Source organism: Polyangium mundeleinium, from assembly GCF_028369105.1.
In the GTDB taxonomy this organism is placed as follows: domain Bacteria; phylum Myxococcota_A; class Polyangia; order Polyangiales; family Polyangiaceae; genus Polyangium; species Polyangium mundeleinium.
Genome location: NZ_JAQNDO010000001.1, coordinates 13,111,637 through 13,131,195, shown reverse-complemented (window position 1 = coordinate 13,131,195; position 19,559 = coordinate 13,111,637). Strand labels below are relative to the sequence as shown.

13 protein-coding genes are annotated in these 19,559 nt (G+C 64.3%); 8 read left to right on the top strand and 5 right to left on the bottom strand.

All coding sequences use genetic code 11. The features are described from left to right. Positions 1–997: 997 nt before the first annotated feature. Both POL67_RS52045 and POL67_RS52040 read left to right on the top strand, forming a co-directional pair. Positions 998–1,186, top strand: a complete 189-nt coding sequence (locus POL67_RS52045; RefSeq protein WP_271930521.1) for a hypothetical protein — start codon at positions 998–1,000, stop codon at positions 1,184–1,186. A gap of 310 nt (positions 1,187–1,496) precedes the next feature. Further along, a complete protein-coding gene (locus POL67_RS52040) occupies positions 1,497–2,267 on the top strand; it encodes a sigma factor-like helix-turn-helix DNA-binding protein (RefSeq protein WP_271930518.1) in 771 nt (256 codons plus the stop codon). A gap of 585 nt (positions 2,268–2,852) precedes the next feature. On the opposite strand, the gene POL67_RS52035 is transcribed toward POL67_RS52040, so the two are convergent. Further along, entirely contained in the window at positions 2,853–4,298 is a 1,446-nt protein-coding gene (locus tag POL67_RS52035; protein WP_271930516.1) for a transposase, read from the bottom strand. Positions 4,299–4,592: 294 nt separating this feature from the next. On the opposite strand from POL67_RS52035, the gene POL67_RS52030 reads away from it, so the two are divergent. The 5 genes from POL67_RS52030 to POL67_RS52010 all read left to right on the top strand — a co-directional run bounded on the left by POL67_RS52030 (position 4,593) and on the right by POL67_RS52010 (position 11,212). Next, complete coding sequence (locus tag POL67_RS52030) at positions 4,593–5,393, top strand: hypothetical protein (protein WP_271930513.1); 801 nt, start codon at positions 4,593–4,595, stop codon at positions 5,391–5,393. A 29-nt stretch (positions 5,394–5,422) separates the two neighbouring features. Next, on the top strand, positions 5,423–5,737 hold the full coding sequence (locus tag POL67_RS52025) for a helix-turn-helix domain-containing protein (RefSeq protein WP_271930511.1): 315 nt from the start codon (positions 5,423–5,425) through the stop codon (positions 5,735–5,737). Then, the gene (locus tag POL67_RS52020; protein WP_271930509.1) at positions 5,734–8,565 is read left to right on the top strand and encodes a hypothetical protein; all 2,832 of its coding nucleotides are present in this window, start codon (positions 5,734–5,736) and stop codon (positions 8,563–8,565) included. The genes POL67_RS52025 and POL67_RS52020 overlap by 4 nt, the downstream gene beginning before the upstream one ends. After that, positions 8,562–10,565: a DNA polymerase gene (locus POL67_RS52015; RefSeq protein ID WP_271930508.1), complete on the top strand. Its 2,004-nt coding sequence runs from the start codon at positions 8,562–8,564 to the stop codon at positions 10,563–10,565. Before POL67_RS52020 ends, POL67_RS52015 begins: the two co-directional genes overlap by 4 nt. A gap of 104 nt (positions 10,566–10,669) precedes the next feature. Beyond that, positions 10,670–11,212 carry a hypothetical protein gene (locus POL67_RS52010; protein WP_271930506.1) on the top strand — a complete coding sequence of 181 codons (543 nt, stop codon included), beginning with the start codon at positions 10,670–10,672 and terminating at the stop codon, positions 11,210–11,212. A 61-nt stretch (positions 11,213–11,273) separates the two neighbouring features. Here the strand turns inward: POL67_RS52010 and POL67_RS52005 are convergent, their stop codons facing one another. Genes POL67_RS52005 through POL67_RS51995 form a run of 3 tightly spaced genes read right to left on the bottom strand, consistent with a single transcriptional unit; the run spans position 11,274 to position 12,792 of the window. Continuing rightward, positions 11,274–11,399, bottom strand: coding sequence for a hypothetical protein (locus tag POL67_RS52005; RefSeq protein WP_271930505.1), 126 nt, complete (start codon positions 11,397–11,399; stop codon positions 11,274–11,276). A gap of 17 nt (positions 11,400–11,416) precedes the next feature. After that, a complete protein-coding gene (locus tag POL67_RS52000; protein WP_271930502.1) occupies positions 11,417–12,535 on the bottom strand; it encodes a phage antirepressor N-terminal domain-containing protein in 1,119 nt (372 codons plus the stop codon). Next, positions 12,532–12,792 (bottom strand): hypothetical protein, encoded by a 261-nt coding sequence (locus POL67_RS51995; protein WP_271930501.1) that lies wholly within the window; start codon positions 12,790–12,792, stop codon positions 12,532–12,534. Before POL67_RS51995 ends, POL67_RS52000 begins: the two co-directional genes overlap by 4 nt. A 479-nt stretch (positions 12,793–13,271) precedes the next feature. On the opposite strand from POL67_RS51995, the gene POL67_RS51990 reads away from it, so the two are divergent. Then, positions 13,272–13,874, top strand: a complete 603-nt coding sequence (locus POL67_RS51990; protein WP_271930499.1) for a hypothetical protein — start codon at positions 13,272–13,274, stop codon at positions 13,872–13,874. 905 nt (positions 13,875–14,779) lie between these two features. On the opposite strand, the gene POL67_RS51985 is transcribed toward POL67_RS51990, so the two are convergent. Then, entirely contained in the window at positions 14,780–19,420 is a 4,641-nt protein-coding gene (locus tag POL67_RS51985) for a DNA polymerase (protein ID WP_271930496.1), read from the bottom strand. Between the last annotated feature and the right edge of the window lie 139 nt (positions 19,421–19,559).

Sequence of the window (19,559 nt, the reverse complement as noted above, 5' to 3'; positions counted from 1 at the left end):
TCAACCGCGAAGGTGGAGCTCGAGCAAGGAACGGGGGCCGCGGTCACGGAGCTTGTGAACCTCGCCTCAGGCATCCTGCGAGGAGGGGATCACGCCCGGCGTCGGAAGGCTGCGGCCGCAACAAGGCTCTTCCGATCCTGGCACCGATTCGTATACTTGCACGTGAAGCGTTTGTCCGAACAGACGACAAGGAGCGGGCAAATCCTCAGCCTATCGAAGGGCAAGGGGTGTCGACCTCCGTCCAGCATGAGCTCAAGAAGCGGCGGGGGCTCCCGCGCTCCTGCACGACATCCTCCTCGATGCCGCGGATGAGCGGCTGGCTGAGGGGTACGTGATGATTACGCGCATCGAGCGCACCGTCGTCGAGGTGCCCATGGACATCCTGGAGGGGCACACTGTCTGGGGGGCGATGCTCGCGCTTGGAGACGTCGTGGTTCTGCGGTGGAGGGCCGAGTTGCGAAGCGGGCTGGCCAGCTGTTTGCCAGCAAGACCTACGCCTGCGAGTACCGAGTGCCTTTCCGACCTGGGTGTCTACCCGGGGCAGTCCAGCTGTTCGGGTGATGAACTGCCTGAGGAGCCCACGGACTACTTGCCCGATGGCTTAGGCCCCGAGGGCAGGTTGGAGGGGACCGGCTGCCCGCGCGACTGATAGTACACCGGGTTGGTCGGATTGCCCTGATTGCTCTTGTTATTGCCGGCGGGCGCGCCAGGGGCCGGCTTGCCGCCGCCCCCTCTGGCTCCCGAGCTTCCGCCTGCTTTCCCACCGCCACCCTTGCCCATGACGCACCTCCGATGATGTGGCGCCGGAGAGGATCATACATCTCGCTCACGATGGCGCTACACGAGATCTACAGGTGCATCCGTAGGAAGGCAGCCCAGCAACTTCAGCCCAGGCGGCGGGCGGGATAAGAACGATGGACGGAATCCTCATGAATATTCTTTGTCGTGTTGCTCATATGCCGTTCTCGATCTGGAGCAAGTGCGCTGCGAGAAGACGGTGAAGCTCTTCCGCCGACTCGGGCTCTACAGGCGCATCCTCGAATCGACCGGCATCGAGCCGAAGATCGCTGTCGAGATTGAAGCGCAGATGCTCTCCATCATGGAGGAGGGCATCGCCGAGCAGCACATGCTCTGCTCCCGGTTCGTGCGGGGCGAGCTCGCGTTCGCCGAGTTCGTGCGGGAGTAGAAGGTCTGGTACACGGAGTACGCCGCGTGGTGCGACCGCGTCACCCTCGACGCGTTTCGCTACGCCGCGTGAGCCCACGCGGGGACGGGCTACTTGCCCGTTCTTTTAGCTTTGCGGGCCGTTCCTTTCTGAGCGCGTTTCGCCACAACGTGATGACAAGTTCGTCCTCCGCAAACATTCGTCACGTTGTGGGATAAGAACAATGAGGAGAACTCCTCATCATCGTTGAAACGTCTCCGCGCCTGCGTGGCGCGCGTTCTGCGCGTCACGGGGCAAGGGCCTCCGTGTGCGCGCTCCCATGGAGGACCCCGTGACGACCACGATTCCGAAGAACATTCGCCAGGAGTTCGAGAAGAAGATCCTGCGCGGCATCTTCAACCCCGTCGCGCGCTTCTTGCACGAGAACATCCGTGAGGAGCGCATGCAGGAAGTCCTCGGCTTCACCTGGGCGCTCTACAAGCGGCACGCCGAGGCGGGCGACATCCTCGACGACGCCCTGCTCGTGCATGCCTGTCGTCTGCGCGCCATCGACCTCAGCCGCCATCTCGCCTCCGGTGATCGGACCCAGCGGCTGAAGGACGTCTTCGACCAGCGCAACTACAACCGCCGCCGCGTCGAGGTCCTGGGCCTCGGCGAGTACCTTGCGGAGTTCGAGGACAACCCGCAGCTCGACAACCAGGAATCGAACGCGGATATTGGCAGGGCGCGGCCCCGCAGCCTGAACCCGACGGGTCGGATCATCAGCGCCATCAGCTTGAACGAATGGCTGGAGACCCTCAGCCCGCGGGACCGCCAGCTCATCGAGCTACGCGCCGCTTGGCACGACCTCGACGAGATCGGCACCACGCTCGGCATGGGCAGGGTTGCCGTCTGCCGCAGGGTCAAGGCGCTCGGCGAGCTCCTGGCCGAGCACGCTGGCATGCCGGATGCTGTCCATCGCAGGCAGCTCAAGCGGGCGAAGGCGAGCGAGGAGCCGGCGCCGGAGAGCGGCATCCGGGCGAAGACGCGGGGCCGGCACAGGAAGTCGGTGGGCTCCCCGGCGTGGCACAAGCCGTCCCGGCGGGTGCGACGCGCGGCGTGATGCCGCGGAGGACGGGCCTGGTCCTGTTCTCTCTAGCGCCAAAGACGCGAGGATCCAGGATTTGGTGCGCAGTTCTGCGTCACCGCAGAGCGGTTGTATGGACAAATAGTCGCGACGTCACGACTTTTCCCCCGATGGGAACGCCGCCCCCACCTCAACAAGCCCTCCACAGAGACATCGGCAATAGGAACGGGATGGGAACGCCCCGATGGAGAAATTGCGGTTCCCTTAGATGAGCAGCTTCCCCCGCGCTTCCCCCAACGTCCCCCGCGCTTCCACCCCTCGTAAGTACACGGAATCATTGTTTCCACCGTTCCACCCGTTTTCTGGCGACATTCGCATCGCAGGCGTGTCCGCCGTGGTGACCGTGCGGCAGCGGGTGCTTCTTCATGCCCACGCAGGCGGACCATCCACGCGACTCGAACGCGCGTCAAGGTTGCCTTGCCTTCCCCGATCTGCCTGGTTGCCACCTGGGCCTGGTCGTTCGTCGCGGAACCGCCCCAATGGGGGCTGGGGCAGCGACGAGCCCGAGGATGAAAGCTGATGTGCTTGTTTGGCCGGTCACGACCCTAACAGCCCGTGGATCTACGCAACCGCAATCGCGCTCCCAACATCGGCCACCTCACCCGGGCGCATCCCGCGCCACACGGCCCGGGAAAATCGTGCCAGTTGCCTCGACATGCCCCGCACCAGAGCCACCATGGCTGCCCATATCACCAAAACTGCAAGGGCAGTGCCCTTCCGGGCCGCGGCCAGGCCCCGCGGAGTCCCAGCGCCGAGGATTTGGCGTAGTACGAGCCCCAAGTTGAGCGCGGCGACATGGGCCAGGTAGCGTTTTCGCACATTCTCCCGGCCCCTGACCCGCACCCTCCTCATTCCGCCCGTCTCGCATGCATGGGCGAATGTTCGCTCGATGAGCTCTCCACGTTTGCGTTGAAGAGCGCGCCCCTTTGGACGACGCACACGGTTTCGGTTCCCGTAAAACGCTTGCTGCATATCCCAACCCTTGTCGACCCATTTGCGGAGGGGCTGGCTCCTCTCGGGGACATAGGTGCGGTAGCCGGCCTCCTTCAACGATAGGAGCAGCTCGGCCTTGTGATACCCCTTGTCCGCCACGACCTCGATCACGGCGCGCTCGGGCTGCGCGTCGCTGCAGCCGCCCTCCGGAGGAGGATCGTCGTCCGAATCGCCGTCCTTACCGCTCTTCGTCTGCTCGACATTCGTGCGCGCCTGCTCCAGGCTTTGCGCCATCGTCGCCGGGTCAGCCTGGTCCGCTGAATATACCTCTGCGGCGACCACGACGCCGGTGCTCATGTCGACGACATGCTCGCTCTTGTAGGCCAATCGCGTGCGGCCATCCTTGAGCTTCGTGATGCGGGCATCTTCGTCCGTGGGGCTTTTCCAGTCGGTATTCGACGTCTTCTTTCCCTTGCGCTTGCGGTCGAGCCGCCGGGCATCCTCCACGGTCGGATTCTCGATGCCTTCCTCCTTCGCCAGCCGCTTGATGTAGTCCGCGTACACCTCGCCCGTCTCGCGCCGCACGATCGCCTTCATCGAGGCATCCGCGCGGAGATACGTCGAGTCCACGCCCATGACTTTGCCCTGGAGAAGCCCGGAGCGATGGACGACCCCGAGCACGAAGGCGAACATCGCCTCGAAGACCTCACTACCGAGGCGCTTGCGCATCTTGGACAGCGTCGAATGATCGGGCACCGTTTCGCCGGGCAACAGCCCGAGGAACTCCCGCAGGGACAGCGAGTCCGAGCACCGCCATTCGAGCCCGCGCTCGGACTCGATCCCCTCGAAAAAACCGACCAGCAGCATCCGGAAGTAAAGCCCCGGCGGGATCGACGGCCTGCCCGCCGTCCCGTCGGCCTCGAAATACTTCGCGCACGCCGCCTCCATGGCCCGGTCAAACCCGTTCTCGCGCAGAAGCTCGTTCAGCTTCTCGTAGAACCGGTGCCCCGGCGACCGCGGCAGCGAAGGCGCCGCCACCCAGAGCGACGCCTGCTTCTCTCGTCTTCGCCCCATCGACATGACGCGGACAAACCTAGCATCATCTCCCCGTCCCTGTCGATCGTCCTTCGGGATAGGTCCACGGGCTGCTAATCGGCCGTAGGTCGCTCTCACGCTAAACGAGCCCGAAAACGCGGTGGAGCGGTGGAAGCAATGATTTCAAATGGTTACGAGGGGTGGAGGTGCGGTGGAAGTGCGGGGGAGCCGTGGAGGGAAGGCCCCCTCGCGCTCAACGTCGTCAGCGACCACTCTTGCAGGTAATGTCGACGAATTGCACCACCACCACCACGGCTGCGCTATATTGCATGCATGGTCGTGTTGAAGGCCGAGCCGATCATCACGGTGATCGCGCTCATCCGGCCCGCGGATAGCGTTCCTCTCCTTTCTCCCGCGGCTGGCATATTCGAGCGGCTGCTCGGTGAACTGCTCCTGCGGGGCTCCAGCGATCCCAACACCGACATCGAGCGGTTAAAGGCCGAACTCAAGATGCCTGGCGTGCGTGAGTGCGCTTCGTTCTTCGTGTACGAGGAGGAGTTTGGCCGCATCGTCGCTACCGTCGCGTACTACGGGCCCGGCCCCGTCGATGCAGACGTGGTGAAAAGCCTATGGCCTGTTGCAGGACCCGAACAAGCCACGCTCGTCGCTCAGATGGTAGAGGTCATCCAGCGGGCGCTCCCTGTGCTCGCACTCTCGGAGGGAGGAGAAGGGCTGCGTCGGCTTTTGATCGATGCGGATCGGGGATGGTCCGTCGCCGCGGGGTACACGCCACCGCCTCGTAAGAGAGGCCGCCCTGCCGACGTGGTACAGCAGAGCGTGCTTGTGCTCGGCGTGCGCGAGGAGATCTTCGCAGAAGGCGCGCGCCCGTATGAGGAAGTCGCGACAACGATCGCTGTCGTCTCCAAGACTGAGGCCACCAAGGAATCTATTTACCGCCTCATGAAGAAGGCCCGGGAGAAAGTTCCCGACGTCCCCGAGGGCTGGAAGGACACGCTGCTCTGCGAGCGCATCTCGCCGCTCCACTCCGATATGTTCCGCGCGTCTGCGCCGGGCGCGGACCCGCCTCTCCTCGCAAACAAGAAGAGGGGGCTCTGGCCGCGCCTTCCCCGCTGAGCGGTTGTCCATGGGGATACAAATCCCCGATGTCGATTTCTGGCAAGCAGGAGCCTTTCGTTGACCTGATTTTTATCCCCATCGACGATTTTGCTGGTGGAGTGCATAACGGGCACAAGCTTATGCACACCACCAACAACATTCGTCTGCGCCGTCGCGAGCTCGGCCTGTCCCTGGATGAGCTCGGGCGGCGCACCAATATCGAGCGATCCCGCCTCTCCCGGGCAGAACGAGGGTACGTCGAGCTGGGGCAGGACGAGCTGAAGCGGCTCGCCCTGCATCTCGAGATTGACGAGAGCCAACTCATCCCGCCGGACGAGTCCACGTCGGGAGGTGCCTCGTGAGCACTGCTGACGAGCTTACCTCTGCCATCGATGGCACCGACGCCTGCTCGCCCCGTACGGGGGGCGAGGCGCTCGCCGAGATTGTCGCACAGCATGCGCAGATCTACGCGCCGTCGCCCGACACCAGCGCTCCGACCACCTGCGTGTCCTTCGGGCGCATGCACAGCGACGTGACCTTCCCCATGGTGGTTGAGGTCCCGCGCATCGCCGAACTGCTCAATAACGTCGCCGACGCGGCTGTCGCCATGGGGCTGCACGACGTGCAGTTCTGGCTGCAGCAGCGGACGAACAAGGCGGGGGCCCCCGAGACCATCCATGGCGCCGTCGTCGATGTTGATGTCCTGACAGCTGACATCCTCGGCGAGGTCGAGCGAGCAGGCATGCCGATGCCGGCGGCGTACTTCCAGACGCTGAACGGCTACAAGCTCGTCTATCCGCTCGACAGCGCCATCAGCGCGGAACTCTTCGAGCAGATTGCGAAGCGTCTGACCCTCGGGTTCGAGGGCGGCGACCCGGGGAGTTGGAGCGTCTCCCAAGGCCAGCGCCTGCCGAAGTGCATCAAGACAACTGCGAGGGGCCAAGTGTCGGTCGACTTCAAGGCGCAGCTTGCCAACCCCATCCCGCTGACGTCGGACATCTCGTCTGTGCCGTTCCCCCGGCGTGTGATGCGTGCGCTCGGCGGATGGAGCCCTGCCCCTGCCGATCGGGAGAAGATTCGCGACTACCTCATCGAGATGGGCATCCCTGCGCCGGAGAGCCCGGGGCACGCGCTGTATGCGGCTTGTCCCGTGAGCGACGAGCACGACTCGAAATGCTGCTACGTCAACGTGGATGATATTGGCGCCGTCTCCATGACCTGCCTCGGTGGCCACGCCGGTGAGGGCAGGAAGTACTGGTCAGAGGCGAACCTGCTGATGCTCGCGGGCGGGGATGCTGCGGTGGGCGAGGCCATCTTCGACCCCTTCAAGCATCTCCCCGTCACGTGGGCGGCGCGGGAGCTCTTCGAGTACAAGCTTCGGGATTGGCCGGCCTCTCTGCGGCATGCCGCCTTCGACGTCTGGGTTCGTGAGAAAGCCCGGCTCGAGGCCAAGGTCCCCGCGGCCCTCGACGTGACGCTCGACGTCTACAAGCGTCGTCTGCTGGGCGATCGCGAGTTCGGTCCGGTGAAACCCTACTTCTCGGAAGTCGAGCAGAAGCTCGCCTACGATGATGCGGCTGGTCGGCGTTCGTTCGTGAACTGCAAAGAGAGCGGTCCGAGCACGAAGTCAAATCTGCACGAGGCGCAGGCAACGGCCGCGTGGACGGTCTGCGAGGAGGAGAAGAGGGACGGGTCGATCGTGCACGTGCCCGGGTGGGCCCAGACCACGAGCTCCCTGATGAACAAAAGCACCATCGGCCAGCGAGCCGCGCTCCGGGTGCTCGGCGTGCCCACCATCATGCGCTACGACCTCCCCGTCGCGCATGTTCAGGATGGTTGGGGCGTGGAGCCACGCACGAAGGTCATCACGGCGACGAAGGCGTTCCAGTTCCCGGCGGGCGTGGAGGAGATCCCCGCGCTCGAGTTTTTCTTGAAGCTCTTCCGTGACGGCCGCCTGCCGCTCGCCAGCGAGAATGATGTGCACCTCTTCGTGGCCTGCCTCGCGGCGCCGCTCCTGCGGGACATTGGCCGCGGGCAGCTCGGAATCTGGTGGGTCATAGGTCCCCCGGGGGCAGGCAAGGACTTCCTCGCTGAGATGTGCACTGGTGCGTGGGAAACGGTGAGCACCGGGCCCTCTCGCGTCAGCTTCGATCTCAATGTGACGAACGACCTCGAGACGAAGCGGTCGTTCGCTGCCGCAGAAGGCGCCGTGTATGCCCGCGCCAAGGAGGCCGGGAAGCGCCTTGGCATGATCGAGACCCTGATCCAGGTCGCCGGCACGAGTACGCTGACGGCCCGCGGGATGAAGGAGAACGAGCGCAGCATCCCCAACTCGTTCGTGATCCTTGCCGACTCTGCCGAAGACCTTCCCGATCGTCGGGAGATCAGTCGCCGGACGGTCATGATCAGCGTGGCCGACATGGACGATTCGATCTCGAAGGGGGCCGTTCTCGACGAGGTGAAGAAGGCCGCGCCAGGGCTGCTGCTCAATCTGAAGCGCATCGTCGAGTCGAAGCCACCGGAGTGGTATCTGCGCCAGACTGATACTGGCTCGCGGCTCCTGATTCCTGTCGCCCTGGCACGCCTCCTCGGTGCCACGCTGCCCGAGGTCCAGGGACAGGATCTGAGCGACATCTTCGAAGCAATGCGGGACTTCATCACGACGCCAACGGCCAAGGACGAGGGTGAGCGCGAGCGGAAGAAGGCGATGGACCGCGGCGCCAAGGAGTCCGGCGAGATGAAGAGCCTGCCGTCGTATCGCCTCTCCCTCTTCATCGATCAGATGAAGGGAATCGCCGGCTACAAGGAGCTGTTTGCGACCTTCGGCGATAAGGCGCGCTCGCTCGCGACACGCATCATGCGGGAGTCGGGGTATGCGGCGGTGCGCACGGGCAAGCGGCAGTATCTGGCGGTTCAGATCGGCAGCATCGAGTACGCGTTCAAGCTGACCCGGAACTACCGCAACTTCATCCTCGTTCCCAAAGCTGAGTACGAGAGCAAGACCCTGTCCGGGCAGGCAGGTGCCAAAGTCGCCAGCACGCCCCCGACCGATGGTGCGGCGGCCGAGAGCGCGGCGTCCTCGCCCGACGTGGAGCAGGGGCAAAAGAGCGAGCCGTCGCCGATCGTGTTCAGCGACGCCGACCTGCTGAACGAGGGCGGGCCGAGCAGCAATAAGGAGAGCGCATCGTGAGGCCCGGCGTCGAGGACAGCGTCTTCGTCGACTTCGAGACGATTACAACGGCCGACCTGACCCTGAAGAAGATGACCACGCACGAGTACGTGACCGACCCGCGGTTCGACGTCCTCTGCGTGGCCATCGCGCGCGGGCGCGAGGATGTCCGGGTGTACTACAAGGACGCCCCTGAGGCCGCCGGCCTCGCGCGGGCGAGATCCGTGCTCGTCGAGGCGAGCAAGGAGGGGTGCAGGTTCGTCGCCCATAACGTGGGCTTCGACGGGCTGATCTGCAAGCTGCTCTGGGGCGTCTCGTTCGGGAGCTACTTCGACACGACGGGCTATGCCCGCTTCCTGGGCATCCAGGCGGGCCTCGCGAACACGGCAGCGTTCTTCGGCAAGAAGAAGCTTGAGGCGCCCCCGTTCAACGAGGCGAGCCTGTCGGATCGGAAAGCCCTCCAGCGCCTGGCGCGCTATTGCGCGACCGATACGGCGCTCGCGCGCTTCATCTTCAACCAGGCCGTCGCTGACGAGATGTACCCGGACGCCGAGTTCGCGGTCAACGGCATGACCGCCCAGGGCAATCTGCGTGGTCTCTCGGTAGATATCGAACGGGCTGCGGCTCTAGCTGCTGAGCTCGCCGAGCTGCGCGCCACGGCTCTTGACGAGTTCGCATCGACCTTCCAGTTCGACACCACGGACCTCACCAAGGTGAAGAAGGTTCTTCGATTCCTCGATGACAAGTGGGGCATCAAGCTCTCTTCGCTCGACAAACGCGATCCGGGCCGCGCCGATGCTGTGGTCCACGTCCCCGAGGCCCAGCGTTTTCTTGCGCTGCGCCAGCGAATTCATACCCTGCACAAGGCCACGCAGAACGTGGCCGCCTACGCGAGGATCCCGCGTCGGGTGTACAATTTTCTCCACTACCACGGCGCCCATACTGGTCGATTTACAGCGGGCGGTCGTGATGCAGGCAAGCTCAACATTCACACGCTCTTCAAGACGAAGAACAGCGCGAAGATCACCGAGCTCGGCCGCGAGCGCACCCTCATCGTGCCCGAGGAAGGCTCTTCCTTCCGCGCTGCCGATCTGTCGAACATCGAGGCCCGCATCGTCGCCTTCCTGGCGGGCGAGCATGCGCTCCTCGACCAATTCGCGGCGCCGGGCAGCGATGTGTACATCTGGTTCGCGCAGCCGATCTTCCCAGATGTGACGATCGTGAAGGGGGGCGAGAACGACCACCTCCGCCAGCTCGGGAAAGAAGCTGTGCTCGGGCTCGGGTTCGGCATGGGGTTCAACACCTTCCTCGATCGTGTCCGGACCGCGGTGCCGGGCGTGAGCATCGACCTGGTGCAGAAGATGTTCAATGCGTACCAGGGCAGCTTTCCGAAGATCCGAGCCATCCGGTACGCGTTGCACCGGCAGTTCGCGGCCGTGGCGGAGCAGCGCGTGGCCTTCCCCGAGGTGCCGTGCCCCATGTACTTCACGAGCGAGCCGGCATCAGCAGGGCCGAGCGTTGTCGTCACGCTGCCCACCGGACGCTCGCTGTTTTACCGCTCGATCGTCGGGGAGGATGAACTCGGCCCATACGGCCCGAAGCGCGCGTACTGGTACGCCCCCGCTGCCACCTGTCATCCGTCGGTCCGGGCGCGAGCGCGCGGTGCTGGCCAGAAGCGGTTCGCCGACGGTCAGGTTCGTTCGCGGATCACGCCGCAGGTCCTCGTCGAGAACGTGGTGCAAGCCGTCGCCCGCGACCTGATGGTGCATCAAGCGCTGCAGCTCGAGCAGGAAGGGCTTCGAGTGGCCTTCCACGCCCACGATGAAATCGTGGTTGCATGCAACAAGTGCTCGTGCCTGGAGGCGACAAACCGGCTGCACAAGGACGGCTGTGCCTGGTCCGCAGCCGGCCTGGCTATGAAAAGGATCATGTCGGCGGTGCCTCCCACCCTGCCAGGTCTGTCAGGGCTGCCCGTCGCGTGTGAGGTGAAGGAGGATGTACGAGTGAGTTATGCGGGGTGACAGCACTTGCAACCACCCCCCGTCATGTTCGGTACAACGGTTTCGGTAATACGCGCAAGCTACGCGCGTCGTTTGTGTAGTGGTAGAAGGATAGGAGAAGTATCATGAAATTTGGTAGATTGAACTCGTTCGATGATGACGATAATGAGCTGTACGTTGCAGTTCTGAAGGACGCGAAGCGAGACTACCGCGCGGCCCTCAAGCACATTCAGAGCAGGGAGACGTTTCTTGCGAGGCATCTCGAAGGGCTCGGTTATGACTCGGAGAATCTCTACGCGGCCGAGACCTTCAGCTACCCTGCGGACGAAGTGAAATACAATGGTGGACTCAACTGGATCCACTCCAAGGAGTACATGCTCTTCTTCGCGAAGGATGATACCGGGTGGCACTTCAATGTTGCTCCCACGGCGAGGATGCCAGAAGGGGGGACGCTGATCATGGATGAGAGGGCACGGCGTCTCCTCGACAGTCCTGCTGGGATGGTGCTGCGCTGCGCCGCTAGGATCGACAGGGATATCGTCAGTATTCTCGATCAGGTCGCCTCGGTCGTCTCGACATGGGCCCCCATGCGAAAGGCTGGTAAGAAGCCAGCGCGGCGTGCCGGTGCGAAGACTGGAGGCCCGCCGCCAAAGGAGGATTTGCACTGAGATCCATGTGACAGTAGAAGCAGATTCTGCAGGCCACCGGGGCGTCCTGGTGGCCTGTTCTCTATCGCGCGATAGCGGCGCCGAGGAGGTGCACCAAGCCGACCCTCGCCAGCGCTATCACGACTGCCAGCGCGCTACAGATCACAACCTCCTTCACGCTCTTCAGCATGTTCACCTTGTGTGTCATGGCACCCTCCTCATGCATCACTGGAGACTGATGATCTGCTGAATCTTGTCATCGAGGGCGAGCTTGCCACGCTGATTGAAGACCCAGTGGTGGTGGACGCCGTGCTCATTCGTGAACGACTTGAACTGGCCAAACTCGGAATTTCCGTGAATCCCCAGGAGCTTTGCCGTGTTGTTCACCCGCTGCGGGCTGCAGTTGTGGGGCTGGCCGATCTCCGTTGCCGTGAACGTCGCGCCAGGGCTGATCGGGGGCGGTGGAAGCCGCAAATCGACGGCAGGAGGCGGGGGCACGGGCAGAGAGATCGTCCTCTCTCCGTCTAGCTCAGGCATCGGCGCGCCCGTCGTCATCTCGTCGAACGCTCGGTCGAAGAGCGGACGATCGCGCTCCGTGTAGCTGAAGACCTGGCGCTCGGCGCCGTTCACCTCGCGTGGCTGCTTCGGTGGGTCCTGCCCGTACCGCTCGAAGAACAATGCCTTTACCCGCTTGCCGAACTTCGGCCCCGTCTCCTTTCGTTGTGCAGAGGTCAGGCCACGACCCTGCAGGTATCCATCCACCGAGAGGAGTGGGTTATCGATCATCGGCTTCTCGCCCGTCACGAGTGCGACGGCGTGCTCGACGCGATGCCGCAGGTAATCTTCGCCGTAGAGGCCGGGGATCGCGGCCAAGAGTTCCAGCGCGCGCTTTTGGCGTAGGGCGAGCAATTCGATCTGCTCCGCCAGCAATGGGGTCGGGGTAATGGGGCGGTACTTTTCTTTGCGCCCCTGCGGCATCAGTGTGCCCAGGAAGTGGGCCGATAGGACATCTGCCGCCTCCTGCTGAAACCGCTCGAGGGTGGGGCGGAGCTCGGGCTTTACCTTCGTGACGTTGATCGTGGCGAGCCACATGGGGAACGCTTTCAAGGGGATGACCGAGACCTTGCGCCGTTGATCATCGCCCGAGGTCTGCGTAACCATCATGGTTACGCAGGCCCACGGCTTGTTCTTCATCTTCGAGAGCTGCCGCTGCTCAGCCACGCCCAGCACCTCGCACACCCGCCGCACCGAAACCCAGACCGTCCCTGCCTCGTCCTTGCCGGCTTCCAGCTCGGCGTCGCAGACGTTGACCTTCACCAATTCGACTTTCTTCTCGTCCTTCATGATCGCTCCTCCATCTTTCCGATCCGACGCTCGTAGAGCTCCCGAATCGCGACACGCACCACCTGCGAGCGGTTGCCCTCAAATGCCGGCAGCACCGCCAGCTCCCCGAGCCTCTTATCGTCCTCGGGCGTCACCCGCGGTTGGATAACGGGCCCGCCAATGACGGTCGGCCTTCCCGGCGGCCGACCCGTCCCCTTTTTGCTAGGCATCGCAGCCTCCTTTTGCTCGAGATTAACAAGGGCCTTCTTTTTCCGCAAGCAAACGCTCTACCTTGCTTCGATACGGATTCCGCGATCACCCGCGGGCAGCCGACATAATCGGCGATTCGAGGCACTACCAGGCAACCGATCCGCGGATTGTCGCTGTGATCCGCGGATGAATAGAACTACGCAGCGCGGAGCACCCGGTCCTGCCCCAATTCCAAGCATTTTCTCTGGCGCAATTCGCTCAGGCAGGGTAGATTCGCGGAACTACAATTCAGCGATCGTGCGATCGCCGAGCGCCCGGGGAACTACGCTGCATCCTTTACGCTGCCAGCGTCGATGCGGAGGTCGGAATGTTCGTGTACTGGAAGAAGGTCCCGCTCTCGGACCGAGCTTATCGAGATCCGTACTGTAACCACGCTGGTCGTGGGCGGTCGACGCTGACGCCGCTCATCAAGCAGTCCTATCGTAAAGACGGAAAACCCAGAAACCGCACCTTATGGCGACCTTCGCGGGGCATCAGGACGTGCTGCGTGGAGGATAAGAACGACCCTACGGCGCGTGTTGAGTGGTGGCAGCAGTTCGAGACCGACTTCTGGCGCATGCAGGAGGGCCTTGACGAGTCCGAACGTGCTCGCCTGCGCGAGCACTATGCGTGGATCACGGACGAGATCGCCGAGTTCATCCCGCATCCTTCACCGGCCGAGGAGGCGTTGTGGTTTTGCATGAAGAGCCTGCAGCAACCCTGGCGATCTGGAGAAACGTTTGAGCAGCGGCGTACGCGTCTTCTTCAGGAGGCGCGGCGGCTCGTAGACGAGCGACAGCGCCTATGGTGGGAAACAGAACGCGGCTTCTGGAAGCAGAGGGCAGAGACCGCTCAACATGAGCCGCCCCGGGAGCGCACGGCAGGCAGCACGCAGGCTCCGGGTCCGCAGAAAGCAGCCGACCCGACCCCGTGGTTCATTCGGGAGCTCGGGCTGACGTGGCCGTGTACCGAGGCAGAGGTGAAGGCTGCTTGGCGCCGAGGGGTGAAGACACGTCACCCAGATCAGGGTGGATCGAGTGAGAGCTTCATCGCCTTCAAGAAAGCCTATGACAACGCGGTCGAGTTCTTGCGAGGACGGGCGGCTGCATAGCCTGGCGGGATCACCCGCCGCGGCACGCGCCACCCCCCACGTCGGCACGCAGTACAGGCGCATGCGCGGCCCGGCGACGACGACGACGGGGCGGGGAACATCAACCACAAGAACCACCCCACCTCCTCGACTGCTCCGATCGCAAGTCTTCGAACGCGATCAGGAATCAGGCGCCGAGGCGGATCAATCGCTCACCTAAATGGCTGGACCAGGATGCGTCGGTCGAGATGGTCGCCGGCAGCGTGTCGTATTGCGGATGCCGATTGTTCTGCGCAAGAAGGGCCCGTCGGCGATGGACGCAGACCCCCTGCAACCCCAGTCTCAAGTTCGCCAGCGAGGCCCGGCCGTAGCTCGGCCGCTCGGCGACAAAGTCGCGACGTCGCGACTTTCTACGCGGTGGACCTGCCCGAGACCTTCGCAGATCTGTCGCTGGCTCTGCGGCGGGCTTTTTGCCCGTCGCACCACAAGGCTCTCGGCCCCGGTCCAGCCTGTACCCCACCACCTCGAGTGCCAGGAGGACGACGGCAGGCGCTGGCAGGGCTCCAGAGCCAACCTCTCCGAGGAACCATCTCCATACACGGCCCGCGTCGATCCCAAGCCCCCGGAGAACGAAACCCTGGTTATCCAGCCACTTCGCGATCCGGATGGGCCTGAGCTTTGGGCTAGATCAGAACATCCGTGTGCCTGGTCCCGAGGGAGTCATAGCGCTGTGTAGAATCACAAGGGGACGTGCCGAATCCCTGTACGGGCAAAAGAAGCGCCGATTCTTGCAACTTTAGCTGTGCTTCACGCTGGGTCGGTAGAAGGCGTGGGGGTTGACCGGCACGCCCAGGATCGTGATCACGGCGGGCGAGAACCGATGGGCAGGGAGCTCGCGTGCCCACCGCCCGTGGCCCGTGGCCCGTCTACTTCTCCCAGCGCGACGCAACTCTCGGCTCGACCACGATCGGCACCGAGGGCACGTACTTCTTCATCCCGGCGACCATGCAGTCGCGCATGAGCACCTTGACCTCCTCGGCGTGTTCTTCGGGGGCTTCAACGAGGAGCTCGTCATGCACCGCGAGGATCATCTGCGCCCCGAGCCGCTTGAGGTGCGGTGCGAGGAGCACCATCGCCTGCTTCATGCCGTCGGCCGCGGTGCCCTGGATGGGGAAGGCCAGGCGCGCGTTGTAGTCCTCGTTGGGGTCGAAGTAGTACGAGATCCGACCGCTCTTCGTGCGTAGCTCGGCCGGCATCTCCTCGGCCATCTTCTTCTGCCACGCGGCGATCCCGGCGTGGTTCTGCAAGAACGTCTGTTTGAACTGCGCCGCCTGCTCTAGCGTGAGGTCCACCTTGTAGTTCTTCTTCGCGTAGGCGATGAGCTTGTTCACGCCCATACCGAACGAGCCGCCGAAGTTCACGGGCTTTGCCCGGTTGCGCTGCTCGTCGGTGACCAGGTTCTCGGGCACGCCCATCAACAACGACGCCGTGTGGCGGTGCGGGTCTCCGTCGCTCTTCCTGAAAACCTCCTTGAGCTTCTCGTCGCTCGTCTGGTCTGCGAGCACGCGCAGCTCAATCGCGTTGTAGTCCCCGATGATCAGCTTCTTGCCCGGGGGAGCCTGAATACACGAGCGCACCTGCTTGTCGCGCGGCAGGCCGAGCAGGTTTGGCTCTTGCGTGCTGAAGCGGCCTGTGACGGCACCGATCTGGTTCAGCGTCGCGTGCACGCGCCCGTCCTCAGAACGGCTGAAGGCTCGCAGCACGCCATTACCAACACCCGTGACGAAGCCGTTCTTGCGCCGGTAGAGGACGAGCTGCTGGGCCACGGGGAGGTACATGTACGGCGCGAGGGCCTCGCTGTTCGTGCGCTCGACCTGGAGACCGAGCCGATGGAGAGCCGCAAGGACTTCCTCGTTGTTATCGATGTTCTTCACGCCCAGTGTGGCAACGAGGTTCTTCTCGAGCTCCGCGGCTTCGCTCGTCCACATGTCGACGAGCCGCTCCCATTCGACTCGGTTGGTGGGTACACCGCTCCCCTCCATCTGCGCGACGATGGGGAGCAGCTTGAATTCGAGCGCGGCTACTTCTTCGAGACGCTCTTCTTGGAGATCCTTCTGGAAGATGTCCGCGAGGCGCAGGACATCCCGCGCCTCTTCCGCGAGCTCACCCCACAGCTCGGGGCTCGGCGCGGTCGACCAATCGATGTTCGTTTGGACAATCTTCTTGCCGAGCGCGCGCTCGAGGGAGAAGTACTTGTGGTTCTTGAGGTGCCTGCCGCCGTCGAGCAGCCGCCACGCGATGGCCGTATCCACCACCGTGCCTGGCATGAAGCCGAGGTGGTACTGAAACTGCGCGAGCGCGCCCTTGAGGTCGTGGCCGACGATCGTCACCTGGCAGAGGGCATCGGCGACAGGGCCGAGCTCCTCACCGCCGAACGTGTGGAACACCCGCGCATGGCCACCGGGCAGGGCGACGGCGACGAGGACAGGGCCCTCGGTGATATCGGGACCCGTCGAGTGGACGACCAGGCCCACGCGGCCAGCACGGAGAATCGCGCCCGCGAAGTGGTCCCGATCACCCGGCCCCGCATCGTACGATGCCGCGCCCCGGTGGGGGCGTGCTTCGGGGCGCGCTTCGGGGCGCGAAAACCGTAGCGATTCAGCGATGTTGGGCTGGTCGGGCCCCGAAGCCCCGCGAGCCCGGGGGGAGAGAGAGGGCCCATAGGCAGACTCTGCATCCGCGCGACCAGCCCCCACGTCGTTCTGCGGCACGTAGGAGTAGATCCTCTCCCCCTGAGCGAACGGGGCTTCGGGGCCGGATGGAATATCAACCATGTCCAGCTCACCATCTGTCCCCGTGACCATCGGGATCTGCCGCGTCTCATGCGTCTCGCCGGAGCCCGAGCTGGGCCCCGTTCCGCGCCCCGTTCCGTTCTGGGGAACGGGGCCTCGGGGCGCGGCCCCGGGGCCGGACGAGACCACCCCCGCCGGCTCGGGTGAGCGGATGACCGGGAAGGGCAGGCCGAACTGCGGGCCGGAGCTACCGCCGCCCTGATTGCTGCCGCCGTCGCCGCCGGCCCCTCCGCCGCCGGGGCCATCGTCGGGGTCGTCATCTCCTTCGTCGTTCTTCTCCTCGGCGCACTCGTCGATTCGCTCGGAGATCGCGTCCCGCAGCTCGAGCTTCTCCCGAACGAACCACAATACGCGCTCGCGCTGGCCGTTCGGACCACCCACGAACTTCTTGCGAGTCGACCGGCCTTCCTCATCGCCCGGAAGAACGAACCCGTCGTCCACGAGCCGTGACCAGAGCATGCGCTGCGCGAGGGGCATCGACTGCCCTGCCGCACGCATGGCCTCGACCACAGCCGTGTAGACGGCATCGGGGACCAGGTAATAGTGGTCCTTGTCCTCCCAGCCGATGCCTTTCCCCTCGGCCGTGTCGAGCGCAAACGCCACGTCGACCGTCTTGACCTTGCCCTGCACGAGGAGCGTGCGGAGCACGTTGATGAAGCGGTGGACGGGGTTCACGTCGACGGCCGCGCGGCTCTGCTCCGCCGCGTTGGCGCGCAGCGCGGTGCGGGCCTTCTGCAAGAGCGCACTGGACCCCTTCTCATCGAGGACACCGACGTCCTTTGCGAACAGGCAGAAGTACTCCATGCCCAGCAGCAGGTGAGCCATCGCCGCCGGAGCGCGGAGGTGCTGGCCTTCCTGGTGCAGCTCGGCGCGCAGCTCGATGAAGCGCTTCTCCATCAAAGAGCGGAGGCCGTTCATCTGCGACTTCAACCACAAGATGTAACCGAGCATCGCGTGCGGCAGCCGGTCACGGTTCTTCTGCAAGTCGGTGAGCCTCACGCGATCGACATCGCCCGGCTTCATGCGGACCGTGATGAGACGCGCCTGGATCGATTCCCCGCTCGGCGCGTCCTCACCCGTACTCACCACGAGGGCGCGTGGGGGGCGGTCGGGACGCGCGGTAAGATCGGCGCGGAGACGGCCGCGGCTGTTGGCGTTACCGATCGCACGCAGGATCTGCGCCGCCTTGCGATGCAGATCATCACCGGCTTCTGCCTTTGTCGGAGCGAAGTCATCGATGGCGACGAGCATGTCCTTCGCGGTGAAGATCATCTGCTCGAGGCGGTTCACGGTCCACGTCCAGCTCGCGGGCAGGTGCTCTGCGTCGAAGTTCCCGTAAAACGCCATGAGCAGGGCCACGAGCGTGGTCTTCATGGAACCCGTGGGCCCGCAGAGCGAGACGGTCGAGTCGCAGTACAACGCGTGCTGCAAGGGGGCTCGAAACGCAGAAGAGAAGAGCGGCACGGTGATCCGCGGGTCGGCCAGCTCGAGGAACGAGAGCGCGAGCTTCATAGCCTCCGGGATGTCCTCTGCCACGGCCGGGAGCTTGTAGCGCGCGAGCTCCCCTTCGAGGCGAACCGATACATCCGCGGCCCCCACTCCGCCGTTGGCGTGCAGGAACATCATCTCGCCGTTGTGCTCGCGCCAGCCGCTGTGCGTGAACGAGTAACCCCTCGTCCACCTCGACGACTCCTGGATGGCAGCGAGCAGATGAAGAGGCGCCCGCTGAACGGGATACATGATCGCGTCGGGGCCCCATTGCTCGATCGGCCACAACTCGTGATCGAGATCCTTGGCCTCGACCCGCCTCGCAGGCAGGGCTTCACCAGCCGCCAGCTTCCCGGACACGACGAGGTGTCGCTTCTGCTCGGCACCGTCGTCGACAACTTCTTCCCGTTCGATGTGCGCCGTGAAGTTGCAGAGCGGCTCGACGCGCGTCGTGTCGCCGATCCCGGACACAATGCAAAACTTACCATCGTGAACGACGTACTTCGACATGGGCGGCGCCACCTCGGCGTCGCGCTTTCTCCTCGCCTTGAGCTTGCTCTCGAACTCCTTCAGGGCCCGCTTCAACGCGTCCGGCTTCACCTTGTACTTGCCGAGTTCCTCGGCCACCGCAGTCTCGGCGACGACCCCGCGCGCTTGGACCGCCGCCAAGAACGGCATGTCCGCGAGCAGCGCCATCGCCGCCTTCGTACGCGCCTCATGCGTGGGCAGCGTGGCAAGAATGGCGACGCGGTCGATGGGGTTCGCTGGCATGGCCGCGGCGAGCACATCGCAGAGCGCCGGATACCCGTTCGCGGCGCGGAAGTCGTCCGGCCCTTGATCTTCGCCGTCATCGCGCAGCGGGAGCGCCGCCACCTTCACCTTGGCGCCGCGCAGTTCGAGCGCGATGACCAGCCGAGCCTCTGCTCGCGCGACATCTGGGTTCACCGCTCGGCCGGCGTCGAACACGACGACGACCTCGCGACGGAAGAGGGCCACCGCGCTCCATGAATCATTGAGCTTGTGGTCCTTCGTGAGCGTCGAGTAGACCCCGCCGAGCCCAATGGCATTGAAGAAGTTGTCCTGGAGGACCAACGCCTTGCCAGGTGACTCGACGATGTAGATAGGATTGGAACCCTCGAGCTCGCACCCTGGCGGAACATAAATGGGCACCTCCCGCCCGGCTGGGGCGAGATAGCGGGGTTCGCCGTCGTCGACGCGGATTCGCACGTAGCCGGGCACGTTGGGGTACGGGAACGCGAGCCCGCTGGAGGGAAGAGGCTGATCCCGACCGAGCAACTCAGCACCCGCCTCGGGCGACACGGATCGCAGACCAGCTTCGGCAGCCCAATCTAGAACGATGCTACGG